Below are 19,678 nucleotides of genomic sequence, written 5' to 3' on the forward strand. Positions count from 1 at the left end.
GAACTTCAATCCTAGTAACTCAATCTTAATAGCTCAATCTTAATAAATATGGGCGTCTGTTAGCGCCTGCTCGACGATCGGCTGCGATTTTTCAGAAAGCGTAGTTAAAGGAAGACGCAAACCACCTTCTTCAATCAAACCAAGCTTTTGCGCTGCCCATTTTACTGGGATAGGGCTTGCTTCGATGAAAAGGTTTTTGTGTAGAGTCATCAAGCGTTGGTTAATCGCTTCTGCTTCTTCGTACTTACCTTCACTTGCCAAATGGAACATGTCTGCCATGTCTTTAGCTGCAATATTGTTCGTTACCGAGATAACACCATTGCCGCCAAGTTTCACAAAATCCAGCCCTGTCGCATCATCGCCACTTAGTAAGATAAAATCTTCGCCACAAAGTTCACGATGAATTGCAATTCGTTCCAAATCGCCCGTTGCATCTTTTAGAGCCACGATATTATCAAGCTTTGACAAGCGTGCCACTGTTTCTGGCTGCATATCAACAGCAGTACGGCCTGGTACGTTGTACAAAATTAGAGGCACATCACTCGCTTCGGCAATTGCCTTGTAATGTAAAAACAAACCCTCTTGAGTTGGTTTGTTGTAATACGGTGTCACACTCAGGAAGCCAGCAATACCAGAATCAGCCAGTAATTTGCTAAATGTTACTGCCTCATGGGTAGCATTTGCACCCGTGCCAGCAATCACAGGGATGCGACCGTCGGCAAACTCAACAGTTTTATTAACGACCTTTACATGCTCTTCAATGGTCAGTGTCGCTGACTCACCTGTTGTGCCTACTGCCACAATACCGTCTGTACCCGCTTCAACGTGGTACTCTACTAGCTTTTGCAGACCGTCAAAGTCTACTTCGCCATCTGCTTTGAATGGCGTAATCAGCGCTACGATACTTCCTGAAAACATGTTTATCTCCCTCATTTAACTCTTTCTGCATGGTACTGTAATGCGATTGAAAAACACAAGAGCGTAAACTCGCTTACAAAGTACAAATGAATGAATAATTATCAGTTGTTAGAGGTCTAGCAACTTAATTGCTCTATTTGGTTTGATTAACGGCAATATTGATAATCGTGTTGGGCTTTCGAGTGACTTTAGAATCTATCAGTGATTTGGAAAATACTGAAGAGCACAAGCAAGGAAAATATACTCTTTGGTCTTGTTAGCCAAGTCAGATCTAAGTGAATAAAACGGCCAGACAATAGGCAAGCACATCATGCAAACGTTTTGTTTATCCTATAGCCTGCATTTACTGTTTATTTCCCACCACTCCCCTCAAGCTCCGACTGCTTTTTTATGGACTAAAAAAGAACTGGCTCGATATTTCTTCGCAATATCTGTGCTAACATCTCTCTATTGAAGAAAGGACAAGAAGCTCATTTATGAAGCAACATCTGGTACTTACAGCAGTTGGAACGGACCGTCCAGGCATTTGTAACCAAGTCGTACAGCTCGTTACTCAAGCTGGTTGTAACATAGTCGATAGCCGTATCGCTATCTTTGGCAGCGAATTTACGCTGATCATGCTCCTGACTGGGAACGCCAGCAGCGTGACTCGAGTTGAAACGCAATTGCCCCTGCTTGGCCAAGAACATGACCTTATTACGATCATGAAACGCACAGCGGCGCACGAACTGCTCGATAACAGCTACACCATGGAAGTGTTTATTGAGTCTGAAGACCGCCCTGGGTTAACTGAAAAATTTACTAAGTTCTTCGCTGATCAGCAGATTGGTTTAGACTCTCTTAGCGCGCAAACCATCAGCAAGTCGAAAATTCAACTCGATTCTGACCAGTTTCACATTGCGATTACTGCATCTGTAAGCGCGGATTTTAATTTGATGCAGTTACAAGAAGACTTCGATGAACTTTGTAAGTCGCTCAACGTACAAGGTTCTCTGAATTTCATTAAAAACACACTATAAAGTAAAGGAAATCAAAATGAATACGCTGACAGCAGGCTCGCCAGCGCCAGCCTTCTCTTTGCTCGACCAAGACGGAAATACCGTTTCTCTTGAAGACTTTAAAGGCAAGAAAGTACTTTTCTACTTTTACCCTAAGGCGATGACGCCGGGTTGTACTACACAAGCAAAAGGCCTTCGTGACATCAAAGCTGAACTCGATGCACATAACGTGGTGGTACTCGGCGTAAGCATCGACCCTGTAAAGCGCCTAGGCAAGTTCATCGAGCGCGATGATTTAAACTTCACTCTGCTTTCTGATGAAGACCATGCCGTTGCTGACCAGTTCGGCGTTTGGGGCGAAAAGAAATTCACCCTTGAAAAAAATCTATGACAAATAACCTTGGGTATTATCTATGACATACTGACTCTCGGTTAAACTGTCTTCTTGGTCACAATGGTCGTAGTACTTAAATCTTAAATAAAGCGGGACTGTTCTAACAACGTTCAACATCACTAATTGTTCACTTCTCGGCAATATAAAACCTTCCTTTTTTCAACTCATAATCAATCGCTGTATATTACATATTACACGATGAGCGCAAAGTTTGAGTTTGAGCACGTTACAGGTTTCAATTCTTTGATATCTTGAGGCTGGGTTTTTCGCCACCTAGACTTGGCTCACTGGTCAAGGCGAACATATTTTATCTTCCTTAGTCTAATTGGGTGTTTTGCGTGAGAGCCACATCGCAAACGGTGAACGCCCACTCGGATATGAGGTAATAGAATATGTACACGCAGAAGCTTCCTATCTTCCCATCCCAGTTAACTGACTTTAAAGTTAAAGCTAAGCAATTCTCATCAATCATTGAGGATATAACTGGGTGTAAACGAATTTCATCATTCAATCGCAACGATTGGCTGGCAGTAGCCATTGGGTACAAGGGCCACAGCGATCTCGTTCAAACATCAAAGCAGCGAACTCTCACAGACAGAAGCTCTCAACTAGTTATTTTTTCGAAAAGTCACTACTTTTCTTCGAAAATTAAATCTACTTTTGCCTCACAATTATCTGCTACTCAAGCAGAAATAGAACTTGCTGTGACAAAAATGGGGCAGATAGAACGTAAGGAACTCTTGTTATCAGGCCGATTAGCTGAGCGAGCCGCTCTCCTTCTCAATCAAATAAAAAATGACAATCCGGATTCTATTTTTCCATTCGACTCAGCTTCAAAAGCAAATGCTGCTCCAATAAGCGCGTCTTACGCAATCAGATCATTTAAGAATCTACCTAAGGGGCTCTGTCAAAGCATAACTGCACAAAATGCAAGAACCACTGACATATATTATTGTCAGCGAGGGTCTGCAGAAAACCTCTCAATGTCAGGTTTATTATGCCATAACTGCGTGAACACGGTGAAGCACTCGGTAACCTAAAGTCAAAGCCCTATAGGCACAGACAAGGCGAGTAAGAACTTCTAAAGAACTCCCATTTTATCGCACGTAAAGCATTCTAGATTCACGCTCTGAGGCACACTGAGCATTAGCTGGCAGGTGTTTATGTATATAGAACACAAAAGTGACAATCAAGGCCCTGAAAATGATTTTTGGTTGCTAGAAATAGCAGTTGATACCCTTGCTAAACTAAAAATCACGGAGATTATAAAAAATGATTCTGGGGAAGTGGTCTTGACGCCACAGTTGTCCCCATCCAACCTACAGTCACGCCTAAAGAAAACCAATATCATCATTGCACCTGATGGGGTTGTTGTTTACCCACAATCTCTTTACTTAGTATCTAAATTGCGTGGTAAAGGTGTGGTCAAAGACACTGACTCAATGGCAAAAGGTTTGCTAGCTTTTACTCGTTATTTAGATTCGACTAACCGCTCTCAAGTTGATGAAAATGGTAACGAAATACCACCTGAATATCTAACTTATAAAACCCTATCAAAGTATGAAGAAGAAGGTGCGCCTTGGCGATTTGCTGAACACCTTTTAGCAAACTGCCGAGCCAAAGGGGAAGCTACTGGTGACGAAGCATACTCGCTTAGCTCTGCAAGAAGTTATATGGGCGCTGTTATTGGTTTTTATAAGTGGATGCAAAAAAACGGCTACCTCAAAAATGATGACGAACATGTTCTGACACACTTCAGCAAGGTTGAGGTTTACGAAGGTGCGCCCGATCAGCACGACATGCTTACCCATACCAAGCCTACCCAAAAGCGAGTGTATGAAATATCAAACATCATGAAGATGTTCCCAAAAAACGATCAAACGCCTACTTATCAAAAGTTGAAGCCTATGTCGCTCAATCACAAAGAACTTTTCTCTCAACACCTTGATGCGTTGCCTAAGGCCATTTCCCTAATGCTGAGGTTGTGTGAAGAGTCAGGGCTTAGGATTGATGAAGTCACCCATTTTCCTGCTCGTAATATTGGTGACAAGGATTGCAGTGAGCTAGACGTTGTGCCAGTACACATTACACATACCAAAGGCAGTAAGCACCGCACGATTGAAATCCCTATTGCGCTGTATGAAGAACTAGAGCAATTCAAAGAAAGCAATCAGAGACAAAAGAGCCTAACTCGCCGAAAAGCGCTGATCGACTCTAAACAAGAACAGGACACCACTGATTACCTCTTTGTCTCCAACAAAGGGCGGCCATACACAGAAAATACTTTGGAAGTGTACTTTAGCGTACTGAGAAAGTGCATACGATCAAAAGAGCCTAGATGGTACTACCGAATCCATGATCTGCGTTCAACCTTTGCCACACATTGGCTTTGGAATGAGTCTCAGGAACGACAGGTTGACTATGAGTACTTAATGGACGAGTTAGCCTTGTTAATGGGGCATTCAAACACAGCCACGACGGAAAAGTACATCAAGTTCATAAATAAATTTGATGAGCAGTTAAGGGTAGCAGAGAGCAAAAATAACAAGATCAACAAAGGATTGTAGTATGGCAAAAAGCCCACTAGCTAAGAACTCAAAGACGGTTAAACACGTCAGAAACAATAAGAATATTATCCCGTTTAACTTCCTAATTCCATACAAAAACATGAAGCAAAGTAAGGTAACAGAGTTTGATATTTCTCACTTGTTGCACTTAAGAGCAGATAAAAACAACTGCAAAATTGAAAGTCGCACACCTTATTTAAAAAACTTTTGTCAAAAAGCACAAAAGTACGTTGATAACAATAAGTCAGCATCGTCAGTAACAAAGGCTTATGAAAACTTAAAGCCCTTCATTGTCTTTTGTGATTCAGTGAACGTTAACCCATTCTCCGAGGAAGGATATTTAAAATATGCGGGGAATGATGGTGAGCTACGACATCGCATTAAAATGTATACCCCGTCAAAAAAATTATGGGAAAGACACCACGGAGATGAACTTGGTATTAAGGAACCAACAGCTGCTAGTTCCCTTACACAACTTCGCATTGCACTTAGTTGGTGTGGCTTACCCGCTGATTCATGGGCAAGGCATCATAGGGGATTTTCTCGTTGGCCTACCCCCAAAAAAGGCTACTCTGAAACCGAAGAAGAACTCCTTGTCACTCGTTTGAGCGAGGTATTTTTCACATTAGCACCACAGCTTATTGCAGCCAAAAAGGAGAACTTAGCACTACCAGAAAAGTTATTTGTTGTTATTAATTTAGGTAGATATCAAGAAGTAATTTCGGTCCAAACTTCTCTAAAAAGCCAAACACTCGGGCAAAGTAAGAACGGTACATCAGTAAACCACAGTGCTGCATTTAACCTAGCAATGGGGGCAGCTTATCACCTAATGTGTTTTTTCACCTCATTGAACGACAGCAATATTAGAGCCATCGCCCACCCAATTACAATTCATACTGATGAACGTGATAAAAGCATAAAGGTAGTTAAGGTATCGAGTTTTAAAGCGCGATCAAATAAAGAAGTAGACGCAGTTCTAACCAATGAGAGTTACGAGACATTTGATGTCGAAAAGCGTGATGGAGTGAAGTTTATTAAAACTCTGGAGAAACTTTCAGAACTGTACGGTAGTGGTAAGGAAGGTACAGAGTTGATATTCACTCTCAATAATAAGGGTAATATAAACGACAAATTCAATTTGGTAAGATTAAACAAACATCTAATGGTGATGTTAAACCTTCTCTCCCCCACCCGAGCATCCATTCTTCCTTGGCTAAAAGAACTGTTTTATAGCTATAAAAACCAACGAGTCATCGAGCTTAGTAAAGAAGTAAATGATATTGGTAGAAGCGTGGTACGCAAAGTTATTCGGCCGTGCAGTAAAACTGGAGCATTTCGAGGCGCAACCAATACCGCCTACTGTATTTTATCGTGTTACACAGACTTACCCCTCAAGGGCATATTACTGCCGCTGACTTATTCGGATAAAGACGCTGAGGGCAACATCATAATTTCGTTCAAATATCGGAATGGAGACAGCAATTACTTCTCTATTCCTGCCACTGACAAACCGTTAGTCCAAGATATTGAACAATACGCCACTAAGTTAGCAGATAAGCAATGCTCAAAAAAGCATGAACGATTATTATTCAAAAGAGGTGGAGCAAATCATACCCCTCAGGACTGGGAAGGGATAAGCCCGATCTCATCCAGCCAAATGTTAACGTGGTCAATTGAACCAAATAACTACTTTATTTCACTTCAGTCAAGCCGCTGGCGAGAAATGACCAGTAACCAAGTGTACTCCGTGAGTGGCGCTGGCGGCGTTCAAAACCTCCTGCAAAACCTCCTTCAAACCATTGAGAAACACTATGCCAATGGCGACCCAAGGCTTAACAAAATCATCGTCTCACAATCTCTACAAGTGATGGAACTATTGGATGAAGAGACGGGGTTAGAGCAAGCAAAAGAGATAGTTGCAGCCAAACTTGGCATCACAATGCTGACGCATGATGAATGGAAAAAGAAGCAAGAGGAAGAAAGGGCAAAAACCAATCCCAATGGCATTCATTGCAATGGGAAACAAATCATTGCAGGTGGAAAAAACACCCAGCGTGAAACCAATAACGCCATCAAGCTACAGCTACCTTGTGCTGAGTACGACATGTGCCATAAATGCCAATCAGCCAAAGCCGTCAATGAGACTCAACACATCTATAAACTTATCTCTTTCATTGATGTACTAAGGGAGGCAGTAAACCTGTACCCTAACGCGCAAGAGGAAGTCCATGAAAGAATCGCCGCTTTTGAGTTTACCCTCGATGGTGCCAGCAAGAATGTGTACGACGGTGCAATGGCATTATTTAACAAAAACGGGCGTCACCCTCGGGTATCTATGGAGCACGCCATTTTAGCCCTACAACATTGATTGGGAGCCAATCATGATAAAGCTACCTAAGTACAATATTGACCAACAAGATGCCCTGTTAAGCGCGCAAAATCATGTTGGAGGCTACACAAACTACCTGAAGGATGTGTTAGAGCCTGCCATTAAATTGGGAGAGTGGGATAACTTTGAAGCGCTAGATATTGGTTTTAGCGTCACAGGAGAATCATTGGGTAAGGTGGGTGACAACGATGCTTGGAGAAAGCTTCAACTCTTTTTTGAACCTAACGCTACCAAAATTAATACATTAAACTTTGAGATAGATGAAAAAGTAATCGAGAGAAATCTGAGAAACCAATTAAAAGCACTCGCTTTAAAAATGATATGGCTATCACCTAAAAATTATTCATTTCAGTCTATTTATAATACCATCGTCGCCTTAAAAAAGCTTGTTCCCCCACTACTCGATGAAGGGGAAAACTGCTTAGGTTCCGTAGACTTTGAGCGGCTAGAAACATGGGTAATTACAGATTTTACTGACATAGATTTTGAACGGGAGAGCATCTATACCGCACTTAATAAATTGTACACCGAGGCAGAAGGCTTGCCTTTTGAAGTGCCATTAACTAAACGATTGACTCCCTCCATTTTTGGGTTAACTTTTAGAGAGGCTGAACAATACACCGTTATCCCTCAACGCCTATATTATATGGGGCTACAAAAGTCAGAAGCATTGGTAAATGAGCTATACCCTATTCGTGACAAACTTAGTCAGCTATCTTGTTATATTTCGACTTACTTTGATAAAGTTTATGAAGGTTATGCTAAATACCTTTTAAGTGATGAATCAAAAACTAAAAAAGGTAAAATCCATTGGCTTTTAGGCAAGACTAATACCCTTAATAAAGAAAGAACCATTGCCTTTCAAGAAGCCTTTTTAGTATTAAACTCCCCATCCGAAGCAAAAACCCTTAAGTTACTAAAAAGGTATAAGCCAGAAGTCAAAAGTAATTATATTGACCAGTTTCACCCAAATAACGAATTGAGTATTGGAACAAGGAAAATCACACATATTAAAGAAGCTCAGTCACTATTTAGACATCTTAACGGTGGTTGTTGTTGGACTTTAATGTCTCGCACAGGTATGCGCTCTGATGAACTCTATCATATTCATACAGCTAACGGATGCACAACGGAGATCATATCAAAGCAAACAATTCACATTATTCATGCTGATCTATCGAAAACTATTAGAGGTTCTCAGTCAAAGCAGGATGAGTTTGTTACAACAGAAGTCGGTAAAAAAGCTTACGAGATACTACAAGCTTTACATACACCACTTAGAGAGCACAGCCCTGAAAGCTATGCGTTTTTCCACAAAACAAAAGGGGGCTGTAGTGCTATGGGGGCAAAAGATCCCAGTAGGCATGCTAAAGCTTGGTTTGAAAACGAATTGAGTGAAGAGCTTGCACTTACCAATGGCGATTTAATTGATTTGAAGGTCTCCGATCCTAACCTTTCGTTTAATGTGGGGGATGACTATAACTTCTCAGGACATCAGCTCCGCCGCTCGTTTGCCTACTACCTGATCGGCTTCGAGCTTTGTGCGTTCCCCCAACTCAAGCAGCAGTTCAGCCATGTATCGATGGCGATGACACGCCATTACGCTAAGAACGCCAGTAAATTCCAGAAAATAAGAAAGAAAAAGGAGAACTTGGCTCACGCCATTGATGAAGAAAGGATTGATCAAAAAGCGCAGGTGTACCTCAACATCTACAAGAAGCTCGCTAACAAAGAACGTGTCGCTGGCGGCAAGGGCAAAGAGTTTGCCAAAAACATGATGAAGGCTAAGCGTAACCTGTTTAAAGATAAGGTCGATGACGACATGCTCTCGCTCAACTACTGGAAAAAGCAAATCCGAGATCAAAAGCGCCACATTCATGCAGTAGCCCCTGGAATTTACTGCACGTCGACAGGCTGTAGTCTGCGCACACAGGTAAATCTTCTTGAATGTGTTGACTGTAAGAATGACTACATTGTTGATGCTGTTTTTGCGGAGTCTAAACGTAAGGAGGCTGAAATCAATATGCTATGGGATATTGTACATGATGAATTAACGCCTCAAACGGCATCAGAAGCGTATATAAAAATTACGGCTGCGGAGCGCATTATGAAAGACTTAGGCATCAACTTTGAGCCTGTTGAGCTCCCACAACAAGCTAAAGATCTTTTAATTCTTTACGAGGTAACTCAATAATGACAAAGGCGACCAAACACAAATTACTGGAAGCCCTAGAGCGACTATTAGAAGGCAAGCCTGAAAATCGTGAACTGAGGAAAAAAGCTCGTGAAGGTAAGCTAAAAATTAACAATAGTACCGTTGAGAAGGAAGCCGGCCTCTCGGTTGGCTCACTGCGCAGGCATGAAGACGTTCGAGTCATGATCAAGACTAAACTTCTTGAAGCTCGGGGGGCACAAGACGGCTCTAGCCAAACACCTATTGATGTATTACAAGCTGATATTAAACAACTAAAGCAAGACAAGACTCAAGCGAATAAAAAGAAAAAAGAGTATTACGACGAAGCTCAAAGCCATAAGGAGGCATTAGCTGTTCAAGCTGCCACTCATATCAAAATAGTTCAAGACCTAATGGAAATGCTTCCTGCTTCAGAGCGAGAAAAAGCTATAGATAAGGTGGTTAATGCCAGACCAGATAATATCGTTGAAGGTAATTTTAGAAAGTAACTGAGCCTCGTTTAAAGTTACTACTAGACAGCACTAGCAAGCATAGATAAAACTAGACATAAAAAGAAAGCTCGATTTAGAGTAAAGTTAAAGAAAGTAAGGATAACCCATGGCTATCGAAGCAGGACAAACCGCTCCAGATTTCACATTAAACGATCAAAACAACAACCCAGTAACCCTCTCTGAACTGAAAGGAAAAAAAGTACTACTCTATTTCTACCCACGCGCTTCAACGCCTGGGTGTACAGTCCAAGCTCAAGGACTTCGTGATACTAAAACTGAACTAGATGCTCACAATGTTGTTGTGCTTGGTATTAGCCCTGACACCCCAAAAAAGCTGACGAACTTTATCAACAAGCAAGAGCTTAACTTCACTCTACTAGCTGATGAAGAACACGAAGTTTGTGAGAAGTACAGTGTATGGCAACTCAAGAAGTTCATGGGCCGTGAGAATATGGGCGTTGTAAGAACAAGTTTCTTGATTGACGAGTCAGGCAACCTCGAACATGTATTCAACAAGTTCAAGACCAAAGATCACCATGAAGTTGTATTGGAATATCTAAACAGCAAGTAGCCAATTCAAGCTCTAACCGGCACATTCTAGTAGGGGCTACCAAGCCCCTACTCAAACAAATACTTCTAAAACCCAACAAACGTGCCACTGATAGCGGCAGGCGATCCAAGCAACCCATCTGCATCACTTATGGTGTCGTACTGAGTTGAGTTCGACCAGATTACGCATTTTTTTCACAGCCAGTTCTTGAACACCATCCACAATGTACTCATCTAAGGTGAACTCAATAAACTCTATTTGAACAGGGGTAAACTCGCCCGAAATATGCACTTGGTCTATCTGAAGCGACGAGTTCTGTAATTGTATGTGTTTCCCTAGCATAAGTGACAGAACGTCGCTAATGTTCAAAAATTCACATTACTCAATTTTTGTAAGCGCTCCCCGCACAGTGAATAGCTAACAAATTGTTACCCAAGAGTGTGCTGTGCATTAATGGCAAACCTTTCTTGATTCCTTCTACGAGCTAAAAAACGTATCACGCAGGTTGCGTGACGCAACTTGCGTGATGAGTTTGCTCTTATTTTTGGAAAGGAACAAGTAATAACTAAGTAAAGATATCGTTACAATCAATCAGGTTTATATTGTCTTTTTCTCTATTGGGCGCGTCCTCTAGACTAAAGCGCCTCCAACGCTTTAGGTGCTAACAGGTTCCTGGACAAGCAAAATTGATACAAATTGGTTGAAGGGAGATTGCATCCTGCATTTTCTACATGCGATACCAAAATTTATGCATACTTTTGGTATATATACTAAATTCAACGTTACTTTTGGTATTTGCGCTCAAATACACGACCAGAAAAGTGTGAAATACCAAAACTAGAGTTAAATTTTGGTATTGGTTTTAAATAGTAATACTTTAGGGAACACCTTAATTAAAATGTATGTACGCTAGACGTGTTGCTTCTTGGCGCTGATAATTAACACCATAAAAATTGATTCAAATATGTATTTTGACGTTAGACCACAAGGAGCACCTCAATGCGTGACCCTAAACGAATAGAAACTACGCTTTCACTTTTGAAGGAACTTTGGAGCAACAATACTGACCTTCGGTTCAATCAGTTGATATATAACCTTCAACGAGAGTTTTCACTCGAGAACGATGGTAAAGGGCAAATCACGGAAATATCGCAAGAGGGTATTCAGCATGTTGGTTATGATCTGTTTTACATAGAAGATGACATTTTCATTCAATTTCTAGAGAGGAAGCTAACGCAATAATAGCGCTAGTTTTTGGCTAGATAACAAAACACCTTTGAAGGCTGTGAAAGAATTATTAGTGATTGCTATTCAGCGTGAACTGCCTTACTAAATGCAACGCACATCTGTTGTATAACATTACGGCGGACTTTCTTGATCTTGGGGGCACGATGCTCACTGACAATAACTCGACTCATCAAGCGAGTAACTGCTTCACGACGCTGTTGGTCGGAAAGGCGAATTTTTTTAGTTTCTTGTTTCATGTCATATATCTTAGATGGCGAGCCGCGGATTTCATCCGATGACGATGATAAGTAAATATAGCTTTGACATTGTGACGTGTCTACACTCATCTAAACAGGTTCAATAGGAAGCGTCTCCATTAGTTTAAAGTCCGTGATATACCATTTTTTGTCAAAGCTCATCTACATCACTTAAGTTTAGGTTCGGCAATTGGATTTTTTGCTAATTCAGCGTGAAAGTTATTGATGCAGTAGTACATGCATCGTCTTTCGTAAATCTTCTTTGCCCCACAACTTTTCAGGAAGCATAGTTCTGGCAATAGAATCAGCTTATGTGCAAAACATGCACATTGCCTATCAATCAACGATCGAGTATTCCTCGGCAGTTGAACTGTTGCAATATGTGCAATAGTTGCCTGAGCGAGGAGAAATTTCAGTTGTTGCAAAATCAGCAACAACTACCACCGACTCCAATTGTGCAACAGCCAGTTGCACAAATTAGCCTGAATCAAAAATGCCCCTTTCTGCGCGTTAGCGTGATTACCTAGAGGCAGACCGTACCGCTGGAATCGCATTACTTTTTTTTCTAATCTCAATGTTTCGCCATGCTTTGCTAAATATTGGGCAAATTCCTTTTGTATATAACATCTTTAGAAAAAGATTTAGAACAATGGTGCAATTTTTTACTTAAATCAAAACAGCGCGTTAAAGCACTAGAATGCATAAGGGGAGTGTGAAATCGATTCGCCATGTCAATGGATTGCATGGATGGAAATTATTCATGAAATAAATGTTAGAGCGTATCATAATTAATATTTTGACAGTGTTTAAAATATCATACTACTTTTGTTTCATATTGTGTTCGTTCACTTATCATTTGGACTGTATTTACAATCGGAGAATTATTGTATGGCAAGATGTACAGCACCAGTAAATGGTCACCGGACAGCAAGTGCTAGAGCTAACTGTCCTGCGTGTAGTGGCAGTGGTCGTGGAAGTTACCGTTCATTTTCATCATACCCATCGTCTTCGTATTCTTCGTATGAAGGTAGTAGTAACAGGTCAAGCGGGTCAATCTCAAGTAGCCCTAAGCCAAGTTGGTCTAGTTCCGGTTCTTCTATTATTTATACTTCAGCTGAAATCAGAACTCTTACTCCAGTTCGGAAAAATGTAGAAAGGCGCGCTTCTAAACCAGACCTTCGTGATATTTTCCTATGTCACGCTTGGGATGACCGTAAGGGAATTGCCAAAGAACTACATGATTTACTAGAAGCGAAAGGTGTTTCGGTTTGGTTTAGTGAAAAAGATGTTTTACTTGGCTCTAACTTGATGCGTGAAATCGATAAAGGTTTAGCTAAATCTAGAATTGGTATCGTCATGGTCACTCCTTCGTTTTTGAAGCGTATAGACGGTGAAGGTATTGCAGATAAGGAACTATCAGCTCTACTTTCTACTGATTTGCTTGTACCAATTGTACACGGTACAACATATGAAGATCTTCGTGATATAAGCCCGTTACTTGGTTCTCGAAGTGGTTTAGATACAGCGGAAGATCCATTAGATAATGTTGCTGGTAAACTTGCAGAGTTAGTCGCGCTTTAACAAACGCTTCACTGTGGCCTGAAATGCGGGCGTTATACGTAAGGAGAGGATGATGTCATTACCAAGGACTTTTGTAGGATTCAGTAGCACCGATATTCACTATTGGCGTCTGATGCAAGCGTGGAAAGCCAATAAAAATATTGATTTTAATTTTGCTAATTGCCAACTTCAGACTGAAGTTAACTCTGTAAATGAAGCTTACATTAAGCGAAAGTGTAGAGAACGAATTAATATGGCAGGAAAATATGTCCTATTAATCGGGCAAGATACTAAAAGCAAGCATAAATACGTTCGTTGGGAGGCAGAGGTTGCCATAGAAAAGGGCTGTACGATTATAGGGGTTAATCTAGATGGTTCAAGATCTATGGTTAGAGATACATGCCCTCCTATTATCAGGGATATAGGAGCTATTTTTGTCCCTTTTTCACCCGCAATAGTAGCTCACGCAATCCAGAATTATGAAATGCATAATGATAACAACAATTATCACTACAAAGATCATGTATACACAAGCTTAGGATATCAATTGTGACTATAAATGAGGAAGATTTTCCAGCACTGTACAATTCTGCGGATAGTGCTTCTTTAAAAGCTCAAAGCGCATATTTTAACGCTTTAAGATGCTATCTTATTCTTTTAATCATAGCTGCACTCGTGTCGTTTTCTTATCCGGCAGATGTATACGCTGCTATAGCATCTGCTTTGTTATTCCTGATTACTTTAGGTATTCTAATTTGGCTAAAAGTTCAGAAGCCGGAGGACACTTGGTACAACGGAAGGGCTGTCGCAGAATCTGTTAAAACACGGACGTGGCGTTGGATGATGAAAGCTGAGCCATACGAATCAGATGGACCAAATCAGCAAGTTCAAACAGAATTTCTCAATGACCTTAAAGCAATTCTAGATCAAAATAGGGCATTATCACATGAACTGGAATGGACTCCCGATTTAGGAGAGGCAATTTCAGATGTAATGATTGATGTTCGATCGTTACCTTGGGAAAAGCGTCTAGAAGTATATGTTTCAGAAAGAATTGATAACCAGTCCCTCTGGTATTCAAACAAATCTCAACTCAATAAACATTTAGCAAAAAAATGGTTTGTTTTTTCTATAGTTTTGCATTCCTTGGCAATACTATTGCTGCTCTATCGTATCAAGGAGCCATCAACCTTCTTACCAATTGAAGTCGTTGCTACTGCAGCCAGTGCTGTTCTTACTTGGGTGCAAGCAAAAAAACATAATGAGCTTAATTCCTCATATGCTTTGGCTGCTCACGAAATTGTCCTGATAAAGGGAGAATCTGTTTCTGTAACAGAGGAGAGCCGTCTGTCCGAGTTTATAATCAATAGTGAGTATGCTTTCTCAAGGGAACATACACAGTGGGTTGCGAGAAAAAACGTATAACAGATGCCGGCAGCAGGACGCCCACAAGCTCGCACTTCTGCTGCGAGCGTCATGCATGATTGGAAACTATGTATAGGAAGATTAATGTTTAATCTGATTGTTAACGGCGGAGGTTGGGCAGAAAGTCGAGATACTTTTACCCTTGGCCGCATGCTCGAGTACACATCTGACGATCTAGTCGCTCGTTTCAAGCCCAATGGAGTTCTAGATTTTGAGGCGATACGAAGTCTCCCTACCTTATTTATGGAGGAGTCTTGGGGCTCGGAGCAACAATACGCAAGAGTCGGGAGAATCATTGAAGTATCTGAATCTAGAGGCACTATATCCCTTGAGTATTTCTATGATCCAGAAATAGCTCCAATCTCCAATGAAACTCTAGAGCGAATTGCAAGGGAACTTGATATAGCTGATTTCGAGTTCAGCCGCACTCATTGGGCAATAAAAAGCCAAGATCTTTTTCGAGTGCTATTAAGGCATGCGAATCCAAAAAGAAAACAACCAAAAGTCTTTACTCTAAGTGATCCTGAGCAGATCGAGCCCCTTTTGGTTTCTGCAATGATGCCATTCTCCCCCCAGTTTAATCAGGTCTATTCAGCTCTCCAACAAATATCCGAACAATATGGTTTGAAGTGCCGTAGAGCCGACGATATTTGGGAAAATCCAGCTGTGATGCAAGATGTAGTCTCACTAATAGACAAATCACGAATCGTGATTTGTGACTGTACGGGTAGAAATCCAAATGTCTTTTATGAGGCAGGCATTGCACATGCTCTTGGTAGAGAAGTTATCTTAATCACACAGGTAGAGAGCGATATTCCTTTTGACCTAAGGCACTTGCGTTACGTCTCGTATCTGAATAATGGTGAAGGTCTACGAGACTTACAATTAAAATTAGAACAAAGAATTTCATCATTAGTGGGAGCGTAGCAATATGTCGCATAATAAGTCGCTGAACTTCATTATGACCTCAAAAAGAGTTAACTCGTTCTCTGTGGCGCGGTCAAACGCAGACTTTCTCGCCTACAAATTTTCATCCATTTCACTCAAATGTTGCAATTCTTTGCAATGCCTAAAAGTTGGGCAGGCATGCAGTCATATTGAAATTATGACGATTTTTATCTCAACTTCGTGCACGTTTTTCCAGATGGTGAATTTAGCAAAATACTGATAAGTTCATTACATACAGATAGTTAACTGTGTGGGTTTTCACTAGTCCAATAAGGTAAACGCGCATGCGCACTAATAAAATGTTAGATTCAATCGAGGAAAGTGATGGCATCGGAACAAATATTAGAAATTTTAAAATCTGGCGCTGAAAATTGGAATAAGTGGCGCCTCACTGAAGAAGGAAGAAGAGCAGATCTAAGTGACGTGGATTTCGTACGAGCTTGCCCAAGTGATGGTGGATTCTATGACCTTCCTGAGTTTCAAGGGTTTGATTTTTCTCACATGAATCTAAATCGCGTATCTATGAGGAATAGTACTTTTATAGAATGTGACTTTACTGATAGCCATTTTCATTTTTCAGATTTGGTGGATTCATACTGTTTAAAATGCAACTTTAGTGGCGCTGGTCTAAATGTATCGAAAATTGGGTCAGCAAATTTCATAGAATGTAATTTTACTGGCGCTGATCTTTCCTACTGTAGTGCTGAAGAGACAAATTTTACTGGTTCATATTTAGTAAACACCAATCTAAGTAATATGAGCTTGGTAAAGACAAATTTTTCTAATGCACGAATAGAAAATTCTTGCGCATATGGTATTTCTGCCTGGGATTTAGTCCTAAATGACTGTAAACAATCAAATATAGCCATATCCGAAACTAGCAATTCAATTACAGTGCCTACCATTGAGTTAGCACAATTTATATCCTTGTTAATTAAGAGTAAAAACCTTCGGCAAGTCATCGAAACGATAACATCAAAAGTAGTATTAATCTTAGGTAGATTTACTCCCGAGAGGAAGGCTGTTCTCGACGAAATTAAAAGTCAATTAGATGAACATGGTTATCTTGCTGTTCTTTTCGATTTTGAGGTTCCATCTAGCCGAGACATAACCGAAACGGTTATTACCTTAGCGGCATTGTCCAAATTCATCGTTGCTGACTTGTCCGACCCTAGAAGTATTCCCCAAGAACTAACTTCTATTGTTCCACACCTCCCATCAGTTCCGGTGCAGCCTATCTTAGAGTTAGATGACCAAGAGTACGGAATGTTTGAACACTTCAAAAATTATCCTTGGGTTCTTCCAATCAAGACATATGTATCGAGTGATTTATCTTCATTGGTTGAGCAAGTAGTTTTAAGCTGTGAGGAGCATTTAGAATCATGAATCTAACAAGTGCGTCAATTAAGACGCTCGCCAGCTCGCGCCTATTACGCAAGCGTTAAGCCATAGACATTTTTATCCGAAATTCTCCTGATAGTGCCGACGCCCTAACTCAGATATGTCCACGGATGATTCTGAGCACCCTGAACGACTGCGTGATCGATGGCTATCAGGCTGGAACAGTTTCAGTTTATAGCCAGACTTTATGTTGACCAATAATATCGAAGAGGAGGTCAACATGAGAAAGTTATCTTCAGGAAAATGCAGCGGCATTAAACGACCATTCAAGTTGGAAGAAATTTGGCGAATTAGAACTAGGCTAGAGCTTGAAAGCGACCTAATGCAGCTTGCACTATTGAACTTAGCCATTGATAGCAAATTAAGGGCAAGTGATTTACTAAGGCTGCATGTATATGATGTTTCTTCGCAAGGTGTAATCTATGAAAGGGTTCAATGCATCCAACAAAAAACTGGCACCGACGTCCACTACGAGATTACCCCGAGAACGCAACAAAGTATTAGCCGATGGATCTACTCGGCATCCATAGAGGCAAGCAGTTTTTTGTTTCCAAGTGGTCGCCGAAAAGGACAACCTATCAGCTACTCATTCTATCGATCGATTATCAGGAACTGGGCAGTAAAACTTGGATTGAATGCGGACTACTATGGCACTCATTCCATCCGCCGCACTAAAGCAACCTTGATCTATGCCAAAACAAAAAACATCAGAGCGGTACAGATTTTACTGGGGCACTCGAAGCTAGATAACACTATTCGTTACCTTGGAGTGGAACTGGAAGACGCTCTGAGGCTCTCAGAGCAAACAGACTGCTGAGGTTTGCTGATACAGGCTTTTCTCCTGAAAAGCCTGTGCCCCTTTATGTGTTTCGAAACAGATATTACGTTACGGCTAGTAGTCCATTATGCTATAAATTTTTCTAATGCCATTTTCGAATTGAGAAGTAAGTTATGAGTAAAAAACGGTTGTCAGAAAAAGAACTGATTGAGGGGATGACACCTCATACAGCACATGCTGATGATCTTGCTACAACTAGTGAAAGAGATTGGGGCAGTTACTCAGAAAATGTAGATAAAGCTGATGATGATTTCTTAATCCAAAGGGATGATGTTTTCGGTGCATCCCGAATGGAAACACTGTTAAAAATGGCTGAACGCTTTAATAAAAATGGAACTCTTGATGGTGAGACCCTTAAGAAGATTAAAGGGCTTACTGAATTGAATACGCCTTCCGAAAACGACTACCGAATGGCTTTAAAGAGAATTGAAGCCATATTCGATGCGAAGCTAGGTACACCTGAAGGTGATGAGCTTGAACAGCTAATTTCTTTTGTTGAAGCATATGAAGAAGAACATTATCCAATATAAATGGAGTAGCAGTGTTCTATCGCTTCTCAAAGTTACTCATTCCCTCTCAATAAACGATAAGAGCCACATAAGTGGCTCTATCACGCGCTACCTGCGGTCAATACTCTATGAGCGGAAGAGAACAGGGCTATTTGAATTCATTTGTCTATGAGTGGAGCCGAAGCCGCGTTTCTCATAGCAAGCACCAATATTATATTCTTGTAACCTGTCGATTTCAAACCTGACTGATTATGCGGGACTTACTGGCAAACTTATGCCCCATTATAAGACAGAGTAAATACTCATTCATATCCTGTTAATTGGGTTTTGCCTTACTAAAAGTAATCCATTCTTCTAATGCTATTCGTTGTTAATCCTCATGTTGTATTACGGGGGCTCTTAAGTTGTCAACATCGTACACAGAACCACAATGTTGTATTTATTCAACATGGTGCATTTAGAAAGAACGTCTTCCCCCAGCGGTATCCTTAAACCTTGTTCGAGGAGCTTTGCCACCCATCGTCCGTTTAAGGTTAGCAGGTATAAATTGACTTGAATCGGGAGTTTGCCAACTTCCTTCACCGTTTTTTCTGGCGTCCAATTTATGGTTGGTACGTTATCTTCAATCGCAATGGACAAAATATTGAGTTCACCGAGAGCAGCCATAAGGTTCTGACACAAGAGGATTTTGAGCGGTTTTTAGAGCAGGTTGAGGAATGGGAATGAGAAAAGGCGTCATCGTGACGCCTTTTAGCTTTTACTCTTTGAAGCAAGGAAGTCCCTGACTAGCACGCCAATCTTTCACTATTTTGACTATCCCTTCAGGCGTATCCTCACCCGGGTTCTCTGGGTAGTAAATTAAGTCTGAACCCGCCGGATGCTCCGTAATTAATATGAAGTGTTCAAGCAACTTATCTTGATAATCATCGCTGCCCTTTGATTCAATTATCTCATCTAGTAAGTTTATGAAATCAGCTTCAGTATAAGCACTCAGTGTGTCTTTTAATTCCAT

General features: G+C 40.9%; 19 protein-coding genes and 1 pseudogene. 16 read left to right on the forward strand and 4 right to left on the reverse strand.

The window, feature by feature from the left end; translation table 11 throughout:
* Positions 1 to 39: 39 nt before the first annotated feature.
* On the reverse strand, positions 40 to 918 hold the full coding sequence (gene dapA, locus R7F07_RS01890; protein WP_005380422.1) for a 4-hydroxy-tetrahydrodipicolinate synthase: 879 nt from the start codon (positions 916 to 918) through the stop codon (positions 40 to 42).
* A gap of 476 nt (positions 919 to 1,394) precedes the next feature.
* On the opposite strand from dapA, the gene R7F07_RS01895 reads away from it, so the two are divergent.
* The 9 genes and pseudogenes from R7F07_RS01895 (at position 1,395) to R7F07_RS01935 (ending at position 11,743) form a co-directional block, all read left to right on the forward strand.
* On the forward strand, positions 1,395 to 1,937 hold the full coding sequence (locus tag R7F07_RS01895) for a glycine cleavage system protein R (protein WP_005380420.1): 543 nt from the start codon (positions 1,395 to 1,397) through the stop codon (positions 1,935 to 1,937).
* Between the two features lie 16 nt (positions 1,938 to 1,953).
* Positions 1,954 to 2,286 (forward strand): annotated as a pseudogene (bcp, locus tag R7F07_RS01900) (thioredoxin-dependent thiol peroxidase); the annotation flags it as partial.
* Between the two features lie 416 nt (positions 2,287 to 2,702).
* On the forward strand, positions 2,703 to 3,350 hold the full coding sequence (locus R7F07_RS01905; RefSeq protein ID WP_318110421.1) for a hypothetical protein: 648 nt from the start codon (positions 2,703 to 2,705) through the stop codon (positions 3,348 to 3,350).
* Positions 3,351 to 3,473: 123 nt separating this feature from the next.
* Positions 3,474 to 4,877: a site-specific integrase gene (locus R7F07_RS01910; protein ID WP_308386810.1), complete on the forward strand. Its 1,404-nt coding sequence runs from the start codon at positions 3,474 to 3,476 to the stop codon at positions 4,875 to 4,877.
* A gap of 1 nt (position 4,878) precedes the next feature.
* Positions 4,879 to 7,245, forward strand: coding sequence for a hypothetical protein (locus R7F07_RS01915; protein ID WP_308386811.1), 2,367 nt, complete (start codon positions 4,879 to 4,881; stop codon positions 7,243 to 7,245).
* A 13-nt stretch (positions 7,246 to 7,258) separates the two neighbouring features.
* The gene (locus R7F07_RS01920; RefSeq protein ID WP_318110422.1) at positions 7,259 to 9,460 is read left to right on the forward strand and encodes a site-specific integrase; all 2,202 of its coding nucleotides are present in this window, start codon (positions 7,259 to 7,261) and stop codon (positions 9,458 to 9,460) included.
* Complete coding sequence (locus R7F07_RS01925) at positions 9,460 to 9,948, forward strand: hypothetical protein (RefSeq protein ID WP_053349791.1); 489 nt, start codon at positions 9,460 to 9,462, stop codon at positions 9,946 to 9,948. Before R7F07_RS01920 ends, R7F07_RS01925 begins: the two co-directional genes overlap by 1 nt.
* A gap of 109 nt (positions 9,949 to 10,057) precedes the next feature.
* On the forward strand, positions 10,058 to 10,522 hold the full coding sequence (gene bcp / locus R7F07_RS01930; RefSeq protein WP_193229128.1) for a thioredoxin-dependent thiol peroxidase: 465 nt from the start codon (positions 10,058 to 10,060) through the stop codon (positions 10,520 to 10,522).
* Between the two features lie 978 nt (positions 10,523 to 11,500).
* Positions 11,501 to 11,743 (forward strand): hypothetical protein, encoded by a 243-nt coding sequence (locus tag R7F07_RS01935; protein ID WP_318110423.1) that lies wholly within the window; start codon positions 11,501 to 11,503, stop codon positions 11,741 to 11,743.
* Between the two features lie 65 nt (positions 11,744 to 11,808).
* Here the strand turns inward: R7F07_RS01935 and R7F07_RS01940 are convergent, their stop codons facing one another.
* Positions 11,809 to 11,985, reverse strand: coding sequence for a hypothetical protein (locus R7F07_RS01940; protein WP_308386814.1), 177 nt, complete (start codon positions 11,983 to 11,985; stop codon positions 11,809 to 11,811).
* A gap of 888 nt (positions 11,986 to 12,873) precedes the next feature.
* Here R7F07_RS01940 and R7F07_RS01945 point away from each other — a divergent pair.
* The 7 genes from R7F07_RS01945 to R7F07_RS01975 all read left to right on the forward strand — a co-directional run bounded on the left by R7F07_RS01945 (position 12,874) and on the right by R7F07_RS01975 (position 18,687).
* The gene (locus R7F07_RS01945) at positions 12,874 to 13,566 is read left to right on the forward strand and encodes a toll/interleukin-1 receptor domain-containing protein (RefSeq protein ID WP_193229126.1); all 693 of its coding nucleotides are present in this window, start codon (positions 12,874 to 12,876) and stop codon (positions 13,564 to 13,566) included.
* Positions 13,567 to 13,618: 52 nt separating this feature from the next.
* Positions 13,619 to 14,098, forward strand: coding sequence for a TIR domain-containing protein (locus tag R7F07_RS01950; RefSeq protein ID WP_031858042.1), 480 nt, complete (start codon positions 13,619 to 13,621; stop codon positions 14,096 to 14,098).
* Entirely contained in the window at positions 14,095 to 14,970 is an 876-nt protein-coding gene (locus R7F07_RS01955) for a DUF4231 domain-containing protein (RefSeq protein WP_202633873.1), read from the forward strand. Before R7F07_RS01950 ends, R7F07_RS01955 begins: the two co-directional genes overlap by 4 nt.
* Positions 14,971 to 15,054: 84 nt before the next feature.
* Positions 15,055 to 15,897: a hypothetical protein gene (locus R7F07_RS01960; protein ID WP_031858040.1), complete on the forward strand. Its 843-nt coding sequence runs from the start codon at positions 15,055 to 15,057 to the stop codon at positions 15,895 to 15,897.
* A gap of 345 nt (positions 15,898 to 16,242) precedes the next feature.
* On the forward strand, positions 16,243 to 17,304 hold the full coding sequence (locus R7F07_RS01965) for a pentapeptide repeat-containing protein (RefSeq protein ID WP_308386815.1): 1,062 nt from the start codon (positions 16,243 to 16,245) through the stop codon (positions 17,302 to 17,304).
* A gap of 235 nt (positions 17,305 to 17,539) precedes the next feature.
* Entirely contained in the window at positions 17,540 to 18,136 is a 597-nt protein-coding gene (locus R7F07_RS01970; RefSeq protein ID WP_318110424.1) for a tyrosine-type recombinase/integrase, read from the forward strand.
* A 134-nt stretch (positions 18,137 to 18,270) separates the two neighbouring features.
* Complete coding sequence (locus R7F07_RS01975; RefSeq protein WP_318110441.1) at positions 18,271 to 18,687, forward strand: hypothetical protein; 417 nt, start codon at positions 18,271 to 18,273, stop codon at positions 18,685 to 18,687.
* A gap of 378 nt (positions 18,688 to 19,065) precedes the next feature.
* Here the strand turns inward: R7F07_RS01975 and R7F07_RS01980 are convergent, their stop codons facing one another.
* Both R7F07_RS01980 and R7F07_RS01985 read right to left on the reverse strand, forming a co-directional pair.
* A complete protein-coding gene (locus R7F07_RS01980) occupies positions 19,066 to 19,332 on the reverse strand; it encodes a hypothetical protein (protein WP_318110426.1) in 267 nt (88 codons plus the stop codon).
* A 91-nt stretch (positions 19,333 to 19,423) separates the two neighbouring features.
* A complete protein-coding gene (locus R7F07_RS01985) occupies positions 19,424 to 19,678 on the reverse strand; it encodes a bacteriocin immunity protein (protein WP_169644329.1) in 255 nt (84 codons plus the stop codon).

The sequence above is a fragment of the Vibrio sp. YT-16 genome (genome assembly GCF_033337405.1).
In the GTDB taxonomy this organism is placed as follows: domain Bacteria; phylum Pseudomonadota; class Gammaproteobacteria; order Enterobacterales; family Vibrionaceae; genus Vibrio; species Vibrio alginolyticus.